Annotated in this window: 11 protein-coding genes; 5 read left to right on the top strand and 6 right to left on the bottom strand. The window is 72.2% G+C overall.

The window, feature by feature from the left end; genetic code table 11:
- Positions 1–157 precede the first annotated feature (157 nt).
- Together ACFXHB_RS40255 and ACFXHB_RS40260 are read right to left on the bottom strand one after the other, a co-directional pair.
- Entirely contained in the window at positions 158–1630 is a 1473-nt protein-coding gene (locus ACFXHB_RS40255; RefSeq protein WP_380581356.1) for a serine/threonine-protein kinase, read from the bottom strand.
- A gap of 358 nt (positions 1631–1988) precedes the next feature.
- On the bottom strand, positions 1989–3386 hold the full coding sequence (locus ACFXHB_RS40260; RefSeq protein WP_380581358.1) for an alpha/beta hydrolase: 1398 nt from the start codon (positions 3384–3386) through the stop codon (positions 1989–1991).
- 310 nt (positions 3387–3696) lie between these two features.
- On the opposite strand from ACFXHB_RS40260, the gene ACFXHB_RS40265 reads away from it, so the two are divergent.
- The gene (locus ACFXHB_RS40265) at positions 3697–5376 is read left to right on the top strand and encodes an FAD-binding oxidoreductase (RefSeq protein WP_380581360.1); all 1680 of its coding nucleotides are present in this window, start codon (positions 3697–3699) and stop codon (positions 5374–5376) included.
- A gap of 163 nt (positions 5377–5539) precedes the next feature.
- On the opposite strand, the gene ACFXHB_RS40270 is transcribed toward ACFXHB_RS40265, so the two are convergent.
- Complete coding sequence (locus tag ACFXHB_RS40270; RefSeq protein WP_380581362.1) at positions 5540–6181, bottom strand: TetR/AcrR family transcriptional regulator; 642 nt, start codon at positions 6179–6181, stop codon at positions 5540–5542.
- A 114-nt stretch (positions 6182–6295) separates the two neighbouring features.
- On the opposite strand from ACFXHB_RS40270, the gene ACFXHB_RS40275 reads away from it, so the two are divergent.
- The 3 genes from ACFXHB_RS40275 (at position 6296) to ACFXHB_RS40285 (ending at position 11418) form a co-directional block, all read left to right on the top strand.
- A complete protein-coding gene (locus ACFXHB_RS40275; protein ID WP_380581364.1) occupies positions 6296–8497 on the top strand; it encodes an MMPL family transporter in 2202 nt (733 codons plus the stop codon).
- 1074 nt (positions 8498–9571) lie between these two features.
- Complete coding sequence (locus ACFXHB_RS40280; protein WP_380581366.1) at positions 9572–9871, top strand: hypothetical protein; 300 nt, start codon at positions 9572–9574, stop codon at positions 9869–9871.
- A 173-nt stretch (positions 9872–10044) separates the two neighbouring features.
- Positions 10045–11418 carry a DUF1996 domain-containing protein gene (locus tag ACFXHB_RS40285; protein ID WP_380581368.1) on the top strand — a complete coding sequence of 458 codons (1374 nt, stop codon included), beginning with the start codon at positions 10045–10047 and terminating at the stop codon, positions 11416–11418.
- Positions 11419–11843: 425 nt separating this feature from the next.
- Here ACFXHB_RS40285 and ACFXHB_RS40290 read toward each other — a convergent pair whose 3' ends face one another.
- The 3 genes from ACFXHB_RS40290 to ACFXHB_RS40300 all read right to left on the bottom strand — a co-directional run bounded on the left by ACFXHB_RS40290 (position 11844) and on the right by ACFXHB_RS40300 (position 16525).
- Entirely contained in the window at positions 11844–13412 is a 1569-nt protein-coding gene (locus ACFXHB_RS40290) for a discoidin domain-containing protein (RefSeq protein WP_380581370.1), read from the bottom strand.
- Between the two features lie 507 nt (positions 13413–13919).
- Positions 13920–14231, bottom strand: a complete 312-nt coding sequence (gene tatA / locus ACFXHB_RS40295) for a Sec-independent protein translocase subunit TatA (protein ID WP_380581372.1) — start codon at positions 14229–14231, stop codon at positions 13920–13922.
- Between the two features lie 89 nt (positions 14232–14320).
- Positions 14321–16525 carry an alkaline phosphatase D family protein gene (locus tag ACFXHB_RS40300; RefSeq protein WP_380581374.1) on the bottom strand — a complete coding sequence of 735 codons (2205 nt, stop codon included), beginning with the start codon at positions 16523–16525 and terminating at the stop codon, positions 14321–14323.
- Positions 16526–17838: 1313 nt separating this feature from the next.
- Here ACFXHB_RS40300 and ACFXHB_RS40305 point away from each other — a divergent pair.
- The coding region (locus ACFXHB_RS40305) for an ATP-binding protein (RefSeq protein ID WP_380581377.1) at positions 17839–20519 on the top strand (2681 nt) is incomplete at its 3' end.

The following is a 20519-nucleotide window of genomic DNA, read 5'->3' on the forward strand; positions in this document are numbered from 1 at the left end:
CCGCACCGCGGCGCCCCCCGCCCGGCCCCCCCCCCGGCTGGCGTCCGGGTACGACTACCCCCGCGCCCGACACCTGGCCGGTCCGCCCCCGCCGGGGCCCCCCCCCCGCCCCCCGCACGGGGGCCGCGCCCGGGTCCGCCCGCCCGGCCCGCGCCGGTCAGGGACGGTGGCAGGCCTCGCGGCCGCCCGACCGGTCGGACCCGGGCGCGGCCACGCAGATGAAGCGACCGTCGGTCGGGTCCTGGCTGAGGTAGCGGCCCACACACTTGCTCCGGCCGTGCGCGGCGCAGAACGCGAGCGCGCCGTCGCCGTCGGGGAAGTCACCGGTGGTGTAGACGACCCAGTAGCCGGGGTTGAGCGACTTCCAGTCGTCGCTGTTGAGGATCCGGGCGCCGGGGAGCTGGCGCTGGAGCGCGAGGAGTTCCTTGTCGAGCGCGGCCCGGTCGGAGCCGTGCGGGACGGCGGAGAGCTGGGCGATCCACAGGCCCGACGCCGTCGGCGCGGGGGCGGCGGTGCCGGTCACCGGGGGCGTGGCGCCGCCGGGGCCGGTCGCGGCGGCGCCCGAGCCGGGCAGTGCCGCGTACCCGCCGATGCCGGCGGCGGCGAGGGCGGCGACTCCGGCGACGGCGATGGCCGCCCGTGGCGGGCGCCGGCGCGGGCGCACCCCGGCCGGTGCTCCGGTGCCCTCCGGGAGGAGGGCGGTGGCGACCGGTTCGGTGCCCGGAGCCGACGGCGGCCGGCGGGTCGACTCCTCCTCGCGCACGACCGTCGCGCCGGCGGCGAGGAGGTACGGCTGCCCGTCGCGGACGGCGGCGAGCGCCCTGGCGGTCTCCTCGGCGTCCGGCCGGGCATCGGGCACCCGGTCGAGCAGCGCGGTGATGACGGCGGCGAGCGGGCCGGCGTGCGGTGGGGACGGCACGGGCTCGTCGCAGACGGCGACCAGGACCTCCCAGACGGAGTCGCGCCGCATCGGGTTGACCCCCTCGACGCAGGTGTACAGGAGCACCCCGAGCGACCACAGGTCACTCGGCGGGCCGACCGTGTTCCCGGCGCGGCGGATCAGCTCGGGGGCGAGGTACTCGGGGGAGCCGATGAGGTCGCCGGTGGCGGTGAGAGTGTGGGAGCCCTGGAGCGCGGCGATGCCGAAGTCGGTCAGGACGGCGCCGCCGGCCGGCCGTACGAGGACGTTCGCGGGCTTCACGTCGCGGTGCAGGATTCCCGCGGTGTGGGCGGCGCGCAGGGCGGCGAGGACGTCCAGGCCGATGCGGGCGGCGTGGACGGGTGTCAGCGCGCCGTCGCGCAGCAGGGCGTCGAGGGGGGTGCCGTCGACGAGCTCCATCACCAACCACGGGTGGGGCCGGTCGTCGACCACCTCGTAGATGGCGACCGCGTTGGGGTGGTTGATCCGCGCCAGGGCCTTGGCCTCGCGCAGCGCGCGCTCCCGCAGGTGGGCGGTGCGCTCGGGGTCGTCGTGGCCGCCGGAGCGGATCTCCTTGAGGGCCACGTCGCGCTCCAGCCCGGAGTCGTGGGCCCGCCAGACGGTGCCCATGCCCCCGGCGCCGAGGCGTTCCCGGAGCTCGAACCGACCGGCCACGACGTCGCCGACAGCCCGGGCGTCTGCGCGAGTCATGCTTGACCTCTCCCGTGTCCCCTCGATGCGCCGCTACCGTCGCCCCGCCCGGGAGGGCCGGGGGCGTCGGCGGACGCCGCCGGTCGAGAACGCCGTCCCCGTGCGGACCCGCGCGAAGGCGGTTCCGGCTCGGGCGCACCGGGCCGGGGGCGCCGTGGACGGCGCACCCCGACGGCCTCCGGGGCCGCCGTTCTCGATCAGCGGACGATATCACCGGGGCGATGTCGTCCCCGGCGACGTCACCGGATGGACGTCGCCCCGGTCGTCCGCGGTTCCCCGGCGATCTCGCGGCGCTCGGCCACCGCCTCGCCGCCGAGGGCCGGGCCGTGCCCCGGCGGTGGCCGCCGCCGGGCTCGCGCTACTCCAGCAGGAAGTCGTGGACGGCCTGCCGTCCGGCCGGGTTCTCGGCCCGGTTCTGCACCGAGTGGGCGGCCCCGGGGACGATCACGGTCCGCGGGTGGTGCGCGAACTCGGTGTACTCGTCCATGAGTTCGTACGGGGTGGCGAGGTCGCGGTCGCCACCGAGCAACAGGACCGGGACGCGGGGCAGTTCGCGGTGGTCCGGCGGGGTCGGGGGCACCGGTTGGCGCGGCCAGTCGAGGCAGACCAGGAGGCTGCCGAGGCCGGTCGCGGTCGCCGGGTCGTACGGCCAGGTCTGTTCGGCGGTGAGGTGTTCGCGGGTGCGTTCCAGCGCGGCCGCGCGGCCTTCGACGGGGGTGTCGGTGGTGCCCCAGGGGAAGTGCGAGTCGGCGCACAGGGTGGCGGAGTGCAGGCCTTGGCTGAGTTCCTCGGCCGGCGCGGCGTCGACCTCCCGGCGGACGAGGTCGAAGAAGTCCTGGAGCTTCGCGGGGCGTCCGGCGGCGGCCTCGTGCAGGATGTCCGGGACGCCGCCGTAGTCGGGGTCGACGAACTCGTAGCCGGTGAGGGCGCTGAGGATCTGTGCCCCGTTGCCGTAGCGGCGGACGGTGGTGGCGAGGTCCTCGGCCGGGTCGGTGGCGCAGCCGGTGGCCCGGCAGGCGGCGCGCAGGATCCGGGCGGTCGCGGGGAGCGCGGCCAGGTCCAGGGGGTCGAGGCCCCGGCGCGGCGTCACCGAGTCGAGTACCAGGCGGCTCACGCGCGTCGGGTGGGCGAGCGCGTAGCGCTGGGCGGTGAAGGTGCCGTAGGAGACGCCGTCCAGGGTGAGGCGGCGGGCGCCGAGCGCGCGGCGCAGCAGGTCGATGTCGGCGACGGTGTCGGCGGTGCTGTAGTGGCGGGCGTCGGGGCCGAGGGCGGCGGCGCAGTCGGCGATCGACCGCCGGCGGGGCACGGCGAGGTCGGAGGTGCCCATGTCCTCCTGGAGGTCGGGGCATTGGAGCGCGCCCCGGCCGGTGCCGCGTTGGTCGAACATCACCAGACGGTAGTCCTTGAGGACGGGTTCCAGGCTGGTCGCCGTCCGCCTCATCGAGGGGACGCCGGGTTGGCCGGGGCCGCCGGTGAGGAAGAGCAGGTCGCCCCTGGGCGCGGTGGTGTTGCCGGTGACGGCCACCCGCAGGTGGAGGGTGCCGGGGGTGGCGCCGCTGTGGTCGAGCGGCACGGTGAGGGTCCCGCAGAGGAACTCGGGTGCCTCGGGGCAGGGTGCCTGCCCGGTGATCCCAGCGCCGACCCCGGCCGTGGCGGCCGGGGTGGCGAGGCCGGCCGCGGGGGTGGCCAGGGTGGTGGCGGCGACCACCGCGACGGCACCGGCCAGGGCGGCGACGCGGCCGCTTGTGCGTGTCATGTTCCTCCTCCGGTCGCGCCGCGCCCGTGCCGGCGCGGTCACGCAGGCAGCGTGCGCCCCGGGGCGGGTCGACGGCGCGCGCACAGCACGGGACTCGCCCGGGAACCACCCGACAGGAGCCGGACGGTCGCGCCGGGTGCGTCGGCGGGTGCTGCGCTTCCCGGCCGGTCGGTGCGGCTCCGGTTCCTCCTACCAGGAGCCCGATCCGGTGAGGCGTGTCAGGTACGGGGTGTGGCGAGGAGGTTCGGCCGGGGTGGGCGGGTAGCGTGCGGGCACCGAGGAACACCCGCACGCCGGGGAGGACGACGCGATGGAACGGTCGATCGACGAGGGGTTGGGGAGACGCCAACTGCTCACCAGGGCCGGTGCGGTGGCCGTCGGCGCCTCCGTGGGCGGGGCCGTCCAGGTGGTGGGTGGCGAGAATGCGGGCGCGGTGGTGGTCGGTGGCGGTCGGAGCGGGGCGGCGCCGTTCGGGCCGGTCGTGGTCCACCCCGGTGACGTCCGCTACGACAGCCTGGCGCACGGCGACAACTTCCGCTTCGTCGGCAGCCCGCAGGAGATCCGCCTGGTCGGCTCCACCGAGCAGGTGGTGCGGGCGGTCTCCGACGCGGTCCGCACCGGACGTCGGATCGCGGTCCGCAGTGGCGGTCACTGCTTCGAGAACTTCACCGCCGACCCCGAGGTACGGCTCCTGCTTGATCTCTCCCCGATGGACGCCGTCGACTTCGATCCCGCGATGGGCGCCTTCACCGTGCGGCCGGGCGCGACCCTCGGGCAGGTCTACCGGACCCTGTTCAAGGGGTGGGGCGTGACGATCCCGGCCGGCGGATGCCCCGAGGTGGGCGCGGGCGGTCACCTGGTCGGTGGCGGGTACGGTCCGCTCTCCCGGCGCCACGGCTCGGTGGTCGACCACCTGCACGCCGTCGAGGTGGTCGTCGTCGACCGGGACGGCACCGCCCGTGCGGTCGTCGCCACCCGCGATCCCGACGATCCGCACCACGACCTGTGGTGGGCCCACACCGGTGGCGGTGGCGGCAACTTCGGCGTCGTCACCCGCTACTGGCTGCGCTCCCCGCAGCCCGAGGGTGCCGGCCCCCGGCCACCCGACGACCCCTCGCGCCTTCTGCCGTCCGCGCCGGGCACGCTGCTGACGGCCCTGGTCCACTGGCCCTGGGACGAGACGATGAACCAGCGCGCGTTCAGCGCCCTGCTGCGCAACTTCGGTACCTGGCACGAGCGCAACAGCGCGCCCGGCTCGCGTGGCGCGAACCTGTACGCGGTCCTCATCGCCGGGCACCGCGCCACCGGAGCCGTCGAGATGACGGTACAGGTCGACGCGGGCCTACCGGACGCCGACGCCCTCCTGACCGGCTTCGTCTCCGCCGTGACCGCGGGCACCGGCACCACCCCGCCCGTCACGCTCCGACGCACCCTGCCCTGGCTGCAGGCCGTGACCTGGCCCGGTACGGGTGAGCCCGGCAACATCGGCACCCGCCGTTACAAGGACAAGGGCGGATACCTGCGCCGTCGGCTGACCGACGCCCAGCTCTCCACCGTCTACCGGCACTTGACCAACGACACCGGCGGCACCGAGAGCGGCATGCTCCTCGTCGGCTACGGCGGGTGGGTCAACGCCGTCGCCCCCGCCGCCACCGCCGTCGCCCAGCGGGATTCGGTGATGAAGGCCGTCTACTTCACCGTCTGGGCCGACGAGGCGGAGGACGCCTCCCGGCTGGCCTGGGTCCGCGAGTTCTACCGGGACGTGTATCGCGACTCCGGAGGCGTCCCCGTCCCCGGGGACGTCAGCGACGGCTCCTACATCAACTACGCCGACAGGGACCTCGCCGATCCGGCCTGGAACACCTCCGGCGTCCCCTGGCACACCCTGTACTACAAGGCCAACTACCCCCGCCTGCAACAGATCAAGGCGCGCTGGGACCCTCGCGACATCTTCCGGCACGCCCTCGCGATCGAACCACTGTTCAGCTGAACCACCCGTAGGGCGTCGTGGCCCGCGTGGTGAGCTGGACGCACAGTGGCCGGGCCGTGTCCCTGAGCAGCCCCACCCCGTTCCACGCCCGGCGTCGCCACCTCGGGCCGCCGGGCCCGCGGGTGTGCGATCGGCCGGAGTGCCGAAGCGGGGGGCGCCCGCCTCAGGCTTCCGCTGCCGGGACCGGCTCTCTCGGCGGGAGCGGCCGGGGTTCGCGGGCGGCGTGGAGGAGTGCGCGCAGGCAGGCGATGAAGTGGGCGTGGAGGTCGGGGGCGTCGCGGTAGTGGTGGGCGGTGCGGATGTATTCGGAGAGGGCGGCAGCGGCGGCGGACACGACGACGGTGTAGAGGGGGTGCCCGACGGGGAGCCCGGTCTCGGCACTCACTCCGGCGGAGCAGAGCCGGACGGCGTCGGTGAGCTGGTTGATGCAGAGGGCCTGGAGTTCGGGATTGGCCTCGAACATGGCCTGGTTGAGGGCCATGAGTTCGGGGTCGTTGAGTTCGGCCTCCCGGACGAGCCAGCGGTCGACGGCGTCGAGGAAGCTGACGTCGGGGTGCTCCTGGAGGGTGGCGGTGAGCCGGGAGGCGATGTCGTTGGCCAGGGACAGCGCGATGTCCTGCTTGGCCGGGAAGTACTGCTGCACCGTGCGCGGCGCGACGTTGGCGGCGCGGCCGATGTCGGCGATGGTCGCGCCGTCGTAGCCGTGTTCGGTGAACAGGCGCATGCCCGCCCGGACGATGTCGTCGCGGCGCTGGGCCTTGACGCGCTCCCGGTGCGACTCCGGTGTCGGTGAAGAAATGACCATGCACGAATGGTATCTCACCACGCATAATTACGTCCGAGCGCAAAAATGCTACAGTCGGCAAAAGTCCGAAGGTGGCGCCCGTGAGGCGCGCCATGCCCCAAGGAGCGCGCGGCTGTGTCCACGTACCTGTACCGACTTTCGAGATGGTGCTTCCGTCACCGCCGGGCGACGCTGACGGCCTGGCTGCTGATCTCGATCCTGGCCATCGGCGGCGCTTATGCCAGCGGCGGCAAGACCGACGAAAGTTTCACGATCCCCGGCACCGAGGCCCAGCGAGCCGTGAGCGTCCTCCAGGAGAAGCTGCCCGCCGCGTCCGGCGCCTCCACCCAGATCGTCTTCGCCGCCCCCCAGGGCCATGCCGTCACCGAGCCCGACTACCGGGAGGCGATCACCCGCACGGTGGCCGACGTCGGCTCCGTCCCCCAGGTCACCGCCGCCTCCAACCCCTTCGAGGCGAAGCTGGTCTCACCCGACGGCGCGATCGCGCTCGCCGGCGTCACCTATGACACCGCCGCCGGGAACGTGAAGGAGGCCACCACCCGGAAGCTGGAGGCGGCGACCCGGACGGCCAAGGACGCCGGCCTCCAGGTGGAGTTCTCCGGAGCGGTCTACCCGCACGAGAAGGCGGTCGCCAGCTCCGAGGCCATCGGTACGGCCGTCGCCCTGGTGGTCCTGCTGGTCACCTTCGGCTCGTTCGTCGCCGGTGGTCTGCCCCTGATCAGTGCCCTGGTCGGCGTGGCCGTCTCGATGACGGGCATCATGACGCTCGCCGCCGTCTTCGAGATCACCTCGGCCTCCACCGCGGTGGCGGCCATGCTCGGTCTGTCCTGCGGCATCGACTACGCCCTGTTCATCCTCTCCCGCCATCGTGCCAACCTCCAGGCCGGGCACGACCCCGAGGAGGCGGTCGGCCGAGCCGCGGGCACCGCGGGCAGCTCCGTCCTGTTCGCCGGCCTCAGCGTCATCATCGCGCTGTGCGGCCTGACCGTGGTCGGTATCCCGTTCCTGTCCGTCATGGGCCTGACCGCCGCCGGCACCGTCGCCCTGAGCCTGATCATCGCCCTGACCCTGCTGCCCGCCCTCATCGGCTTCGCCGGCGACCGCCTGACCCGCTACTCCCGCCTGCCCGGCCTGCGCCGGGCGAAGAAGGCCACCGAGAACTCCGTTCACGCCCCGCAGAAGCTCGCCGGCACCCGCTGGGCGAACTGGGTCGTGCGCCGCCGCGTACCCGTGCTCGTCGCCGGGCTCCTCGGCCTGGGCCTGATGGCCGTCCCCGCCTTGAGCATGGACCTCGGCCTGCCCGGCGCCGACGCCCGCTCCACCAGCGACACCTCCCGGCGCGCCTACGACCTGACGACCGACCACTTCGGCCCCGGCTACAACGGCACCCTCACCATCGTCGCCCAGCGCGTCGACACCCCCGAGAAGGCTCGGGCCATCAGCACCGCCCTGGGCAAGGTGGACGGCGTCGCCCACGCCGCCCCGGCCGCGGTCGTCAACGACATCGCCCTGATCAGCGTCGTCCCCGCCACCGGCCCCGGCGACCCCGCCACCACCAGACTCGTCCACGACATCCGCGACCGCCGCACCGAACTCGCCGCCGGCACCGGCGCCGACCTCCTGGTGGGTGGCGTCACCGCCACCAACATCGACATCGCCGCCAAACTCGGCGACAGCCTCCCCGTCTTCCTGATCGTCGTCGTCTCCCTCGCGTTCGTCCTGCTGACCTTCGCCTTCCGCACGATCCTGGTTCCGCTGAAGTCGATCCTCGGCTTCCTGCTCTCCACCGGGGCCGCGTTCGGCGCGCAGGTCGCGATCTTCCAGTGGGGCTGGTTCAGCGACGCCCTGGGCATCGTCCCCACCCAGACCCTGTGCTTCCTGCCGGTGATCCTGCTGGCCATCATGTTCGGCCTGTCCAGCGACTACGAGATCTTCGTCGTCTCCCGCATCAAGGAGCACTACACCAAGCACGGCGACGCCCGCGCCGCCGCCGCGGCCGGGACCGGCCTGTCCGCCCGCGTCGTCACCGCCGCCGCCCTGATCATGGTGTCCATCTTCATCGCCACCATGGTCACCGATGATCCCATCACCAAGGCCATCGGCTTCAGCTTCGCCATCGGCGTCCTCGTCGACGCCTTCATCGTCCGCCTCGCCCTCGTCCCCGCCCTCATGGCCGTCGTCGGCGAGCGGATCTGGTACCACCCCACGTGGTACGGCCGCCTCGTGCCCGACCCGGACATCGAGGGCGACAAGCTCGAAGAACACCTCGCCCACGCGGACCACGACAACGAGCAGCCCGCCCCCGCCCTCGCCTGACCACCCCCCACAGTGACCGCTGTCCACCAACTGCCCGCTCCCAGGGCGGATTCCGGGGCGTGATCAATCTGTGGGACTCACCTTCACGGCGAGGCTTGATCAGGTAGCTCAGGTCGCGTGACCCGACTGCAACTGAATGCTGCGGAAAGGGAGTTCACCGGGGCGTGCCTGCCGGCCGGCGAGTCCGGACCGTACGGTCTGGATTGAGTCAATGTGGCGCGACGCATTCGGGCCCGAGGGCCGCGGCGCAGGCGTTCAGGGCTTCCTGCGATGCCCCGGCGGGCATGGCTGCCCATGGCTTGCCCGAGAGAGTACCCATTGGGTCAACACCGCCGGAGTGGACGGGCACTCGTCGATCCGGGGGCTCGGCACGACTCCCCGTGATCCGGCGATGGCCCCCTGACATGAGCGAAGTTGTTTGCACCAGAGGCTGGGTGACGATAAGTCAACTCATCCTTCGAGGGTGCGCGTGTCCGGCGGAGTGGTGCTGAAGGCTTTGCGTGAACAGGGTGGCGCCGAGTGGATTTCCGTGGAGTCTTTGGGCGGAGCCGGGGAGTGCAATTGCGACCCCTTGGCCCATCCTCCACGAATGGGTGCCGGGTGTCGATATTGTGCAGAAGGCAACGGATTGATAACTCGGCGGGCTGAACTTCCGGTAGGACCATCTCCAAGCATGTCGGGCCGGTGGAGGTCGGGGGTTCAGCGAGAGGGGTACCGCCATGCGGGAAGCATGCTCCGTCAGTAGGTCGCCGGTATGGCCCCTGTACGAATTCTTGGCATCGGAAGGCGACGGGAGTCCGACGACGGCCACCGGGGCCCTCTCCGCCCCGGCCGTGCGGGGCGGTGGGCTCCCGGCAGGTTCCGGTCGGGGGAGTCGCGGCGTCACGGGAAGAGGGGCGCGGTGAGTGGTCTCACTCCGCCGGGGGCGCCGGCCACCGGGAACCCGCGCGGCACCGGCTCGGCGGCCTCCATGGCACGGCAGGTCGAGATGGCGTGAGGGGCCGCAACGGTCCAACGGGTCAGGGCGGCACGGCGGGACGGCCACGGTCCGGTCAGGACTCGCACGGTGGCGGGGTGCAGGACGGTGAGCCGATCACGGTCCAGGCGGTGGCGCTGTACTCGCTACCGGCGGTGCCTCCGCCCGGTCGCTCGGACGGGGAGGTTGCCACCGGCATCAAGGGGGTGGTGTCCCACCTGCTGATTCCCGACCTAATGCCGGGCATGCCCGGGGTGCTCGCACGCTGGTTGGAGAGTCGGACCGCCGTGGTGGCGCCGGCCGTGCCGTTCGAGGACGCGATGGTGTCGCTCAGCTGGGCCCGCAAGCCTCCGCAGACATCCGGGCTCCAGCGGGATGCCCGGAGGAACGGGCGCTGAGTGTCCCATGCCGGATCTGAGGGAGGAAGCGCAAGGCCAGGAACGGCCGTGACCGGCTCTGACGTGCCCTTGGTGGGCCGTCTTCCGGGGTCGTTCGCCATCCCGCCGGTGTACCCGGCGGCGAGGCCGGCCGTGCTCGGCAGGCCTGATCACGTCCGAGGAGTGTGAGGAACATGAAGTCCCGTCAACATCGTGCGTCAAAGCGAAGAGTCGTCGCCCTGCTGTCAGCGGGGATCCTGGGTACCAGCGCGGTGAGGGCTTTCGCCGACGATCTCCCGTGGAGCGGGCAGCCGGCGGCGGCGCCGCAGCTCGGTACCGTCGGCTGTGCCGACGCCGGGGCGGCCCTGAGCGACGTGCCGGAAGCGTCGCGGGAGGCGGTGGGCAGAGCACTCGCCGAACTGGACTCCCAGGTGGCGGACGCGTACAGCCGGTTGTCGGCGCCCGGCTCGGGCGACACCGAGGGGAGCGTGCTGGCTGCCCTCGCCGACAGACGGGCGCAGACGCTGAAGAAGCTGTCGGAAAGCGCGGGTCTGGGATCCGGTCTGCCCAAGGACCTCTCGGGGACGGCGACGTGCGTGGTGAGGCACGATCGGGTGGTCGAGGAGTCGGCCAAGGTGTACAGCGCCGACGGTGAGGGCGGGGCCGTCGCCCGGACCAAGGCGCCGGCGCAGAGCGACTACCTCCCCAAGAGCGGGTTCGTGGACATCTACCACGTCCCCCCGAACGCTGCGGCGCCCCTCCCGAAGGGGTCCGCCACCGGCTCCTTCAGGTCCCGGTGCGGGCGCAACGAGGACCGCCACCTCAACTCCGACAATGTGATCGTGGCCCCTGGCGTCAGCAACGGGGCGCACCACACGCACGACTACGTGGGGAACGTGGCCACGGACGCGGTCTCGTCCGACTCCGTGCTCGCCGCCTCGGGCACCACCTGCTCGAACGGGGACCGGTCGGCGTACTTCTGGCCCGTCCTGCGGGTCCTCGACGGCACTGACGACCCCGGATCTCCCGGTGGCAGCCTGGACCGGAACGTGGGGCGGATCCTCGTCCCGGTCGAGGTGGACATCACGTACACCTCCAGGGTCGGGAACCCCGTCCAGCCGATGGCCCGGTTCCTGCGCATCATCACCGGTGATCCCAAGGCTTTCACCACCGGGTCGGCGAACGTCCGGGCGTCGTGGAGCTGCACCGGGTTGGAGAACCGTCAGGTCGTCGGCAGGTACCCGATCTGCCCGCAGGGGAGCAGGGTCCTCCGGACGCTCAAGTTCCCGGACTGCTGGGACGGCAGGAACATCGACAGCGCCAATCACCGGACCCACACCGCCTTCTCGGAGGCCACGGGTGCCTGCCCGAAGGACTTCAAGGCGATCCCTCAGCTGGTCGAGCGTATCGCCTACGACGTGCCGGCCGGGCTCCGATACGCCGTCGACAGCTTCCCCGAGCAGTTGCACAACCCGATCACCGACCACGGTTACTTCGTCAACAACATGAACGACAGCCTGCTGGAGCAGATGACCAGCTGCGTCAACCAGGGGCGACGCTGCGAGTGACCCGATCCTTTCAGGGGCGCACCACCCTGCGGGCCGCCCCTGCGGGCCCGACCCAGCAGCGATCGAAACGTCCAGGATCTGGCACGACAACGCGTGGGACATCGACCTGGACGACGGTTCCGGCAACTACGTCGTCAAGAACAACCAGCTGGTGAACGCCGGCATCAAGCTGCGGGACGGCGTCAAGCGCACCGTCAGCCGGACAGGCACCGTAGCGGGCGGGGGCCGCCCGCTACGACGTGTGCTCCGCGAACGCCCCTCGGGGCGTTCGCGGAGCGGGGGCGTGTGAGCCCCGGGTCAGCCGGAGCCGGTACTGGTGACCAGTCCTGCCACGGTGGCCCGAGCCTGACCGCTGTGAGGGGTGGTGCCGCGGGGATGGTGAGGCGTTGCCGGCCGTCCCCGCGGCGGTGTGCGGTCGGAGGGGGTCAGCCGGTGGGGACGTTGACCTGGACCTCGGGCAGGGTGAGGTAGTTGGTGCCGGCGAGCTGGATGCGGACGTAGCGTCCGTCGGCACCCACGGGGACGGTCAGTTTCGCCGGCGCGGTGCCCGTGATCCGGATCTTCTTCACCGCCGGGTCGGCCTGGATGTCCGCCCAGCCGCGGCCGGTGAGGTCGGTGGCCGACACGATGACGTCGAAGTCGCTGAGGCGGTCCATGACCCAGTCAGTGCGGTTGAACACCTCCACCGACCGGATCTGCTGCTTCGCGCCGAGGTCGACCTGCCACCACGGCTGCGCCTCGCTCGTGGTGTAGCTGGGGGTCGCCTGTGCGTAGACGCCGTTGGTGATGCCGTCCACCGCCCGTCCGGCAAATTCCCCCGTCGCGTGGGTGGAGGACTGGGTGGCGGGCTTGCCCAGCGCGGCGTTGACGGTGGCCTTCACCGGCGTGCCGTACCGCTTGTCGGTGAAGACGGTCTTCCACTGCTGGTCGGCGAACCACTTGTGCACGTCGCCGATGTAGTGCTTACCGTCCAAGGCAAAGATTCCGAGCCGCTTCTCCGTGGCGGTCATGGTCCACGTGGTGTCCTCGATCTGCTGCTCCGTCCTGTCCCGGAGGGTGTAGAGGTAAGCACCCGGCTGCGAGGTGGCGTAGTCCGCGGAGTACGTCAGCGCGGTGGCGTCCTTCGCGTCGAGCAGCTTGTAGGGGGCGGTGGCGGCGATTTTCACCAGCGCGTCCTTGGCCTGCAGCGTCGACGTCTTGTCGTAGCCGGCCGAGCGCGGGCGGTAGAGGAAGACCGGGGCGTCGGGGGCACCGGTGATCGTTTGCAGCGGCTCCAGGACCTTGAGGAACGCCTGCTGGACATTGCTGACGCTGATGGTCGACTTGTTCGACGCCTCGGCCTCCCACTGGTTCCAGTGGATGCCGATGACGCGCGGTTGCTTGCCGGCGTCCTGCAGGGCCCGCAGGCCGTTGGTGATGGTGTTCATCGCCAGCGGGAACAGGCTTTCGACGTCGGTCGGGTCGCGGTCCGGCCACCACCGGGTGTTCGTCCCGTCGGTTTCCTGGATGCCCTGGCTGCCCCAGGCGATGTGGATCACGTTGAGGTCGGGCAGGGCCGTGCCCGCCTCCGTGGCGCGCTGCCAGCGCAGCGCGGTCGCCGACGCGACGTTGTAGTTGAGGCCCGTTCCCTCCACCGCACCGAGGTTGTTGCCGTTGCAGGTGTACTGCGACCAGGTTGCGCTCGTCGCTCCGGCCACCCGGTTGTCCGTCCGGTTCAGGCCTTTGACGCGGCTGAGCGACTGGCACTTCGCTTGATCGGTGGCGTCCAGGTCCGCGTACCATCCCTCGGCGTTGCTCTGGCCGAGCACGATCAGCACCGGGGCGTCGTTCGCGCCGTACGGGTTGGGGATGGGCGCGGCTGCCGCCAGCGCGGGGAACACGGCGGCGGAACCCGCCAGCAGGGTGAGCGCGGCCACGAGCGAGGTGACCGGACGGGTGACGGGGGTGGGGGTGGTGCGTCCGGAGGGCGTCCGGAGGGCGGATCTTCTGAACATGGGTGGATGCTCCTTACAGCGTGTCCTACGGGGTGGGGCGGTGGGGCCGTTGTGTGAGGCTTGGGAAGAGGCGCCCCTGGCTCGGTCCTGCTGGCGTGTGGGGTCCGGTGGAACCGTTGCCGCCGACGGTGCGGAGACGTCAGTGGGATGTGGGATGTGGGACGGCGGACCCGGACGGCGGGTACGTGATCGCGGCTGGTGTCACGTGCCGACGGCCGGGGTGCTTTGTGAGGGGGGCGTCGCCCGAGTTCTTGGGACCGTGCAGGGCGACGGCAATCGCGGCGACAAGGAAGAGGTGCGCCAGGATTCGAGGGTGTCGCGGAGCATGTCGGCCGCCGGGGCCGGGCACCGACGGGAGGTCCCACCCAGTCCGTCGGTGCCCGGGGTCTTGAGGAGGTGCGAAGACCCGGCCCGGGGTGGCCGGCCTTGCGCCTGGGCGGGTACGTACGGGCTGCGTCGGCCGAGTGCCGGGACCGGTCGGGGCCGTTGGGGCCTGCCTGGGTGGGGTCAGGGGGTGTTCGGGTGGAGGGTGCTGTGTGTGGTGATGTGGCCGGTGGGGGGTGTCTCGGTCCTGGGTGAGGGGATGGCCGCCGGGGCGGCGGTCTCCGAGGTGGCCTGGGCGGGCTGCGCGGCCTGGGCGGTTTCGGCGGGGGTGTCGGGTGGGGTGTCGTCGTGGAGGGCCCTGGTCTCGGCCTTGAGGATGCGCAGGGACTTGCCGAGTCCGCGGGCGGCTTCGGGGAGCTTCTTGGAGCCGAAGAGGAGCACGATGACGGCGAGTACGACGATGAGGTGCCAGGGTTCCAGGCCGTTGCGGAGCATGGGGGGCTCTCCTTGACTGTCGGACCGGAGGGGGTGGGGTGGTCGGTGCGGGATCGCGGCTGCTGCGCGGTCCCGCACCGGCCGGGGTGTCAGGCCGGGTAGCCGAGATCGGTTGCCGGGCGGTCGACTTCGAAGACCGTCTGGCCGTCCCGGTTGATCCAGGTGGCGGTGAGCCTGGCCGGGGTCACGGTGGTGTCGGCCACCAGCTTGAGGAAGGTGTACGGCTCGGCCTTGCTGTACTTCAACTCGGGGGGAGTGTCGGTGTGGACATCGCCGGCTGTGATGCGGTGGACGGGGCTGACGACGTACTCCCACAGGTCGTAACCGACCCGGGTGTTGCCGTTGTTCAGGGCACGGGAGACGTGGATGTCGCCACTGAGCAGGACGCAGCCGCGGATCTTCTTCTGGTTGATGTAGTTGAAGACCTCGTCCTTCTCGGCCTGGAAGGTGGCCCAGTGGTCCGTCTCACCGCCCACCTTGCGGTACCAGGTCATTCCCGAGGCGAGGACCTTGAACGTGGCGGTGCTGGCGCTCAGCGCGTTGAACAGCCATTCCTTCTGGACCGCTCCCATGCAGACCTTCGGGTTGGAGGAGGGGTCGGAGAACCACCGCGGGTCGATGAGGAAGATCTCGATCGGGCCGCGCCGGAAGGAGCTGTAGACGCCCTCGCCGGTGCCCCGGCCGGTCAGTTGCTGGGTGCCGCCGGTGGTGTGGCCGAAGGTGGCGTTGGCGTTGTAGTCGACGAACGCCCTGCGGAAGATGTCCTTGTTCAGCACGGTGTTGCCGAAGCCGTTGTTACCGCCGAAGTCGTGGTCGTCCCAGACTCCCCAGACCGGCATCGACCTGACCATGTTCCCGAGCTCGGGCACGCCCAGGAACTCCCGGTGAAACGCGCGCACCACCTCCAGGCCACTCGCGGGGGCGCCGGGGAGGGCCGGATGGTTGTCGTTGTCGGCGTACGGGGTGTCCCCGAGCATGACGAAGCCTTCGCAGCCCTCGGTCATGACCCGCGTCCACAGGTAGTTCGGCACGTTGTGCGCGCAGGAGCCCATGCCCAGGGTGACCTTGGCGGGCGTGCCCGCCACCGGTGAGGTCGTGAACTTCCCGGCCATCGGGACGAGAGCGGCGCCGGCCGCCACCGGGGTGACGGTGTAGGTGTACGCCGTGTTCGCCTGCAGGCCCGTCACGTCCGCCAGGAGGGTGTTGTCGTTGTCGGTCGAGATACTGGCGGTGACGGTCGTCACCACGACCCCGCCGGCCTTCACCACGAACTTCCAGGTCGGATAGGCCACCGGGTCCAGGCCCGGCCGGGCCCACAGTCTGGCGGTGGTCTCGCTCACGTGGCCGACGAGCGGACCGACCTGGGACAACAGCGTGGGACGCACGGTAGGCGCCTTCCCGGTCTTCACCTTCTGCACGTATCCGGTCAGGGCGTTGAAGAACCTGCGGCTGTCGTCGATGGCGGCCGCGCTCTGGATCGCCACCCCGGCCGTGGTGTAGCACTTGTCGATGGTGAGGCTGGAGACCAGGTACCTGCCCTTGCCCGCCACGGAGGAGTTGCCGTCCGGAGCGACGATCGAGTCCCTGCCCTCCAGCAGGGCAGCCGGGGAGGTCGTCCCCGGCGCGCAGGCCAGGAGCACGCGCATCTCCTTCCAGGCCCCGAGCGACTCCCAGCTGACAGGGATGCCGGTGGCGCGGCCGGTGAACACCCGACCGGAGGCGTCCGCCGGCAGCAGCGCGGACACCAGCGGGTGGGTGGTGTCCACCGGGTAGATCGTGCTGAAGTCGGCGTCGGTGCGCACCGCGTACAGCCCGGTCGTGCCGTACCGCCAGTTTCCGGTCGACATGTAGGCGACGCCCTCGCCGGGCCGGTCGGACTGGGCGAGGTCGAGCACCACCCCGCCGGCCTTGGTGAACTCCTGCAGCGACGCGCCGTAGTTCTTCACGTAGGTGGTGTAGTGGGGGCCGTTGTTCGTGAAGGAGCCGAAGGCGATCAGGTCCACGGCCTGGGCCTGGGCCGTCGCCGCCTTGGTCGGGTCCAGGTCGATCACGGTGAAGCCGGCGTGCTCCAGCAGCGTGCGCAGCCCGACGGCGTTCGTCCAGCCGTCGGCGTACTCCAGCACCGCCGCGACCAGCCCCGACGAGGGGAGCGGGTCCACCGCCGCCGCGGCGGTACCGGTCATGGCGGAGCCTGCGGCGACGGCCGCCGCGCCGACGCCCAGCAGCTGCACCGCCCTGCGGCGGCTGATCTCGGAGTGGATGTGATCGGACAGGGTGTTGGACGAGACGTCCATTCTCTTCTCCTGTGTGAAGGTGTCGACCGATGCCGTGGAACCACGGCCCTGGACCGGGCGTGGCCGTGCGGGGGTGGGGTGGTCCGGGCAGCCCGATTGGGCAGGGGACGGACGGTGCGTGGCACGCTGGGCGGCCGCCTGCGCCCGGGTGGGGGCATCGCGGGTCGGCCGGACGAGAGAGTCCGCAGCCGCTTCGGTTGGCCGGTGGAGAGGTACGCCAGAACCTGCGAAGCGGGGCGGGGTGATTAAGTGGAACTACAGCGGCAGTGCGACGGCGCGGTCAATACTCGTGCACCCGGATATCCGTCCATGGAATTGGGCGGGGGAGTGTCGTGCGGGCTGGGTGAAAGGGGCGAGGTCCTGTCGTCCTGTTCTTGATCCGGTCAGGGGTGATTCTCTCGGGGGTCGGGGGTGTTCCCCGCAGAATGCGCGACGGACGGTCCGGTGGCGGGGAGCTGCGGGCCGACGCTCGACGCGGTCGGCCCGCGTGGATCCGGACGCGGTCGAGTGCGGGTGAAATCAGGAGCGTTGGGGGCCTGCAACGGCCTCGAAGTGGTCAGATCCTCCCCGCTCGATCCGGCGGCTCCGGTGGGTGCGTGAACGGCTCGGCGGCTTTCGCGTGGTAATTTCTGACCAGGTGTCAGGCATGTGCCGATCAACCTGGGCCGGGTGTGACGGGACTGAAATCTCCGCGTCACATTCGGGAGTTCTGATTGCGGGCCTTGGGGTGTGGGCACGGTGCGCGGCCCATACGATTTTGTTATCCGCCCCATTAGCATTTCGGGTCTTCTCGCCGCTCCCCTGCCGGTCGACCATCGGCTCGCACGCACCTGGGACGGGAGCGCCGCGGTGCTGCCCTCACACGGGGGAGCCGGGCCGCCGGTCTCCTCGGGACGAGACGCGGGCGGGGCATGGGCGCCTCGCGCGCGGCGGTCCGGTCCTTTGGGGGGCGACCACGACTTCGCCGGCAACGACACCGCGGCACCTTCCCAGGCGGCCACCCACAACGCCTCTTGCACGGCACCCTCAACAGGGCCGTCCACATCGTCCGGTTCGCACACCTCCACAACCTGTGACCGGGCCGGCGGAGACCCGCCTGGTCGACATCGACGGGTACGGCGATCCGTCGCGGGCGCGACCGGCCTCGCCTCGGGAGAAATCGCCAGCTTCCGCAGACCCGCAGGTTGAACGCCTTGCTTCCGGCCGCACTACGGTGGATGTTGGGGGCGTGGGCACGACGAGCCCGATGGGAGCTGGGTGTGGACGACCTCGGTGGTGGAGCGGTCCTCGGCGGGACGCGGAGCTGTTCCTTCGTGGGACGTGCCGTGGAGCTGCGGGAGCTGCTGAGCGCGGTGTCCGAGGCGCGTCCCACGGTGGTGCTGGTGGAGGGCGAGGCGGGGATCGGCAAGTCCCGGCTGGTCGCCGAGGCATCGGCGGTCCTGAGCACGGCGGGCCTGCGGGTACTGGCGGGCGGGTGTCATCCCCTGCGGGAGCCGCTGGCGTACGGGCCGGTGATCGACGCGCTGCGCGTGATCGGGCCGTGGCTGCCGCCGGTGGAGCTACTCGGTGCTTCGGCGGGGGCGCTGGCGCCGCTGCTGCCGGATCTGGCCGGTGCGCTGCCCGAGGAGGCGCCCCGGGCGGAGGCCGGGACCTCCGCTCCTGGAGCGGATCGCTTCCGGGTGGTGTCGGGGGTGCGGACGGTGTTGGAGGCGGTGGCGCCGGCAGTGCTGGTGGTGGAGGACGTGCACTGGGCGGACGAGGCGACCCGGGAGCTGCTGCTGTTGCTGGCGCGGGACATGCCGACCGACTCGGCGCTGGTGCTGACGTATCGGGCGGAGGACCTGCCGGGTGGCCGGCCGGTGCTGGGGGTGCCGTTCCACCGTCCGCCGTCCACCGGCGGCGTGGAGATCTTGCTCGGTCCGCTGGGTGAGGCGGAGCTGGGGGCGATGGCGCGCGACGTGCTGGGCGTCGAGCCGGCACCCGGTCTGGTGCGGACGCTGCTGGAGCGCAGCGGGGGTCTGCCGTTGGTGATCGAGGAGGACCTGTTCGCGCTCGCGCGGTCACCGGGCGGAGCCGACGTGGCCGCGCTGCGGGTGCCGCGGAGCCTGGGTGAGGTGCTGGCCGAGCGGACCGGACGGCTGGGCCCCGACGCGGCGGCCCTGGTGAACGCTGCGGCCGTGCTGGCGGTCCCGGCCGCACCGATGCTGCTGGCCGAGGCCGCCGGCCTGGACGAGGCCCGGGGTGATGAGGCCCTCCTGGGGGCGCTCGGCGCGACGGTGCTGCGGCAGACCGGCCCGGACGCCTACGGATTCGCCCATGTCCTCGCGCAGGAGGCGGCCTACGACGGCATTCCGGGGCCGGTGCGCAGCCGGATCCACCGGCGGGTGCTGGAGGTGCTGCAGACACTGGACCGGCCGCCGCTGGTGCAGATCGCGCACCACGCCCGGGCCCTGGGCGACCGGGAAGCCTGGCTGCGCCACGCCCAGGCGGCGGCCGACCAGGCCACCGCGGTCGGCGACCACGGCACCGCCGCCGCCCTGCTGAACGAGATCATCGAACAGCCCGACCTCCCCCCGGACCAGCTAGCCCGTGCGGCGTCGGCCCTGGTCTACGCTGCCTCGGTCGGCACGCAGTGCACCGCCACGGCCGCCGCGCTGCGCCGGATCCTGCGGCTGCCCGGATTGCCCGCGCCGCTTCGCGCGACGATCAGGGCCAGCCTGGGAGTCATCCTGATCTACGGGGGTGGTGACTTCTCGGGCGAGGAGGAACTGCTGACCGCCCTGACGGAGGCGGCGGTCGCCGATCCGGTCGCCGCCGCCAAGCTGCTCGCCATACTGGGCGCCTCGGAGACGGGCCGGTTCACGCTGGCCGAGCAGCGGGCCATGGTCGAGCGCGGCTACGCCCTGCTGGCCGGGAACGAGGACCTCCGGGCCCGGTCGATCCTCGACCTCGTGAAGGTCTCCCTGTGCGGTACTGCCGCGGACCCCGCCGTCCCCGGGCTGCTGGCGGCGCTGCCCCGCGAGGACAGCGACCAGCGCGTGGTCCAGGGCACGGCGAGGCTCCTCTGCCGTGCCGTCGGCAGCTCGGTCGCCGTCGGGAACGACGCGCGGGCCGCCGCCGCCATCACCGAGGCGCGGTCCATGGCACCGGGAAGCCGGACACCCGCAGTGGAATTCCACCTGGACGGTCACCAGATCATGGTCGACTGGCAGGCCGGACGCTGGGACGAGGCCGAGCACGGTCTGGCAGCCTTCGAGGAGCGCTCTCCCCACAGCCGGGTGGGCTCCGGAGGGCTGTCGGCCGCCGTGCGCGGTCTCACCGCCGCCGCCCGTGGGCTCACCACGCAGGCCGCCGCCGAGTTCGACGAGGTCCTGGCCCGGGGCCTGCACCTGGACTCGCTCGGCGCCGCCGCCGGCGCCGCCCGCCTCCACCTGGCTCGCAACGACCCGGGGGCCGCCTGGCGCGCCCTCACGGACCCGCTCGACTTCCTGGGATTCCTGGACCGCAAGGAGGCCTGGGCCTGGGCCTGGGACCTTGTCCCCACCGCCGTCGAAACCCTCCTGGCGCTGAACCGGCCCGAGGAGGCCGAGGCCCTGGCCGCGCGCCACGCCACCGCCATCGAGGGCCGGGACGCGCCCGGCGCCGTCGCCGAGCGGCACCAGTGCCGGGGCCTGCTGCTGCGCGCCGTCGACCCCGACGCGGCGATGGCGGCCTTCGACCTCGCGGCGGCGCGGTGGAGCGACATCGGCCGCCCCTACCGGGCCGCCCTCACGGCGGAGTGCGCCGCCCGCACCCGCGCCGACCTCGACGAGGCCGCTGCCCGCCTGGCCGGGCCGATCGCCACCTTCGAACGCCTGGGGGCGGCGTCCGACGCGGCCCGCTGCCAGTGCCTGCTGCGTGAACTCGGCCTGAGGATCCCCAACCCGCGCGGCCGGGCCGGTTACGGCGGTCACCTGTCGCCACGTGAGGCACAGGTCCGCGACCTGCTCGCCTC

This window comes from Kitasatospora sp. NPDC059327, assembly GCF_042752535.1.
In the GTDB taxonomy this organism is placed as follows: Bacteria; Actinomycetota; Actinomycetes; order Streptomycetales; family Streptomycetaceae; genus Kitasatospora.

Bases quoted from the DNA above. Each gene is read 5' to 3' on its own strand.
- ACFXHB_RS40255 (WP_380581356.1), bottom strand. From the start codon at position 1,630: ATGACTCGCGCAGACGCCCGGGCTGTCGGCGACGTCGTGGCCGGTCGG.
- ACFXHB_RS40260 (WP_380581358.1), bottom strand. From the start codon at position 3,386: ATGACACGCACAAGCGGCCGCGTCGCCGCCCTGGCCGGTGCCGTCGCG.
- ACFXHB_RS40265 (WP_380581360.1), top strand. From the start codon at position 3,697: ATGGAACGGTCGATCGACGAGGGGTTGGGGAGACGCCAACTGCTCACC.
- ACFXHB_RS40270 (WP_380581362.1), bottom strand. From the start codon at position 6,181: ATGGTCATTTCTTCACCGACACCGGAGTCGCACCGGGAGCGCGTCAAG.
- ACFXHB_RS40285 (WP_380581368.1), top strand. From the start codon at position 10,045: ATGAAGTCCCGTCAACATCGTGCGTCAAAGCGAAGAGTCGTCGCCCTG.
- ACFXHB_RS40290 (WP_380581370.1), bottom strand. From the start codon at position 13,412: ATGTTCAGAAGATCCGCCCTCCGGACGCCCTCCGGACGCACCACCCCC.
- tatA (WP_380581372.1), bottom strand. From the start codon at position 14,231: ATGCTCCGCAACGGCCTGGAACCCTGGCACCTCATCGTCGTACTCGCC.
- ACFXHB_RS40300 (WP_380581374.1), bottom strand. From the start codon at position 16,525: ATGGACGTCTCGTCCAACACCCTGTCCGATCACATCCACTCCGAGATC.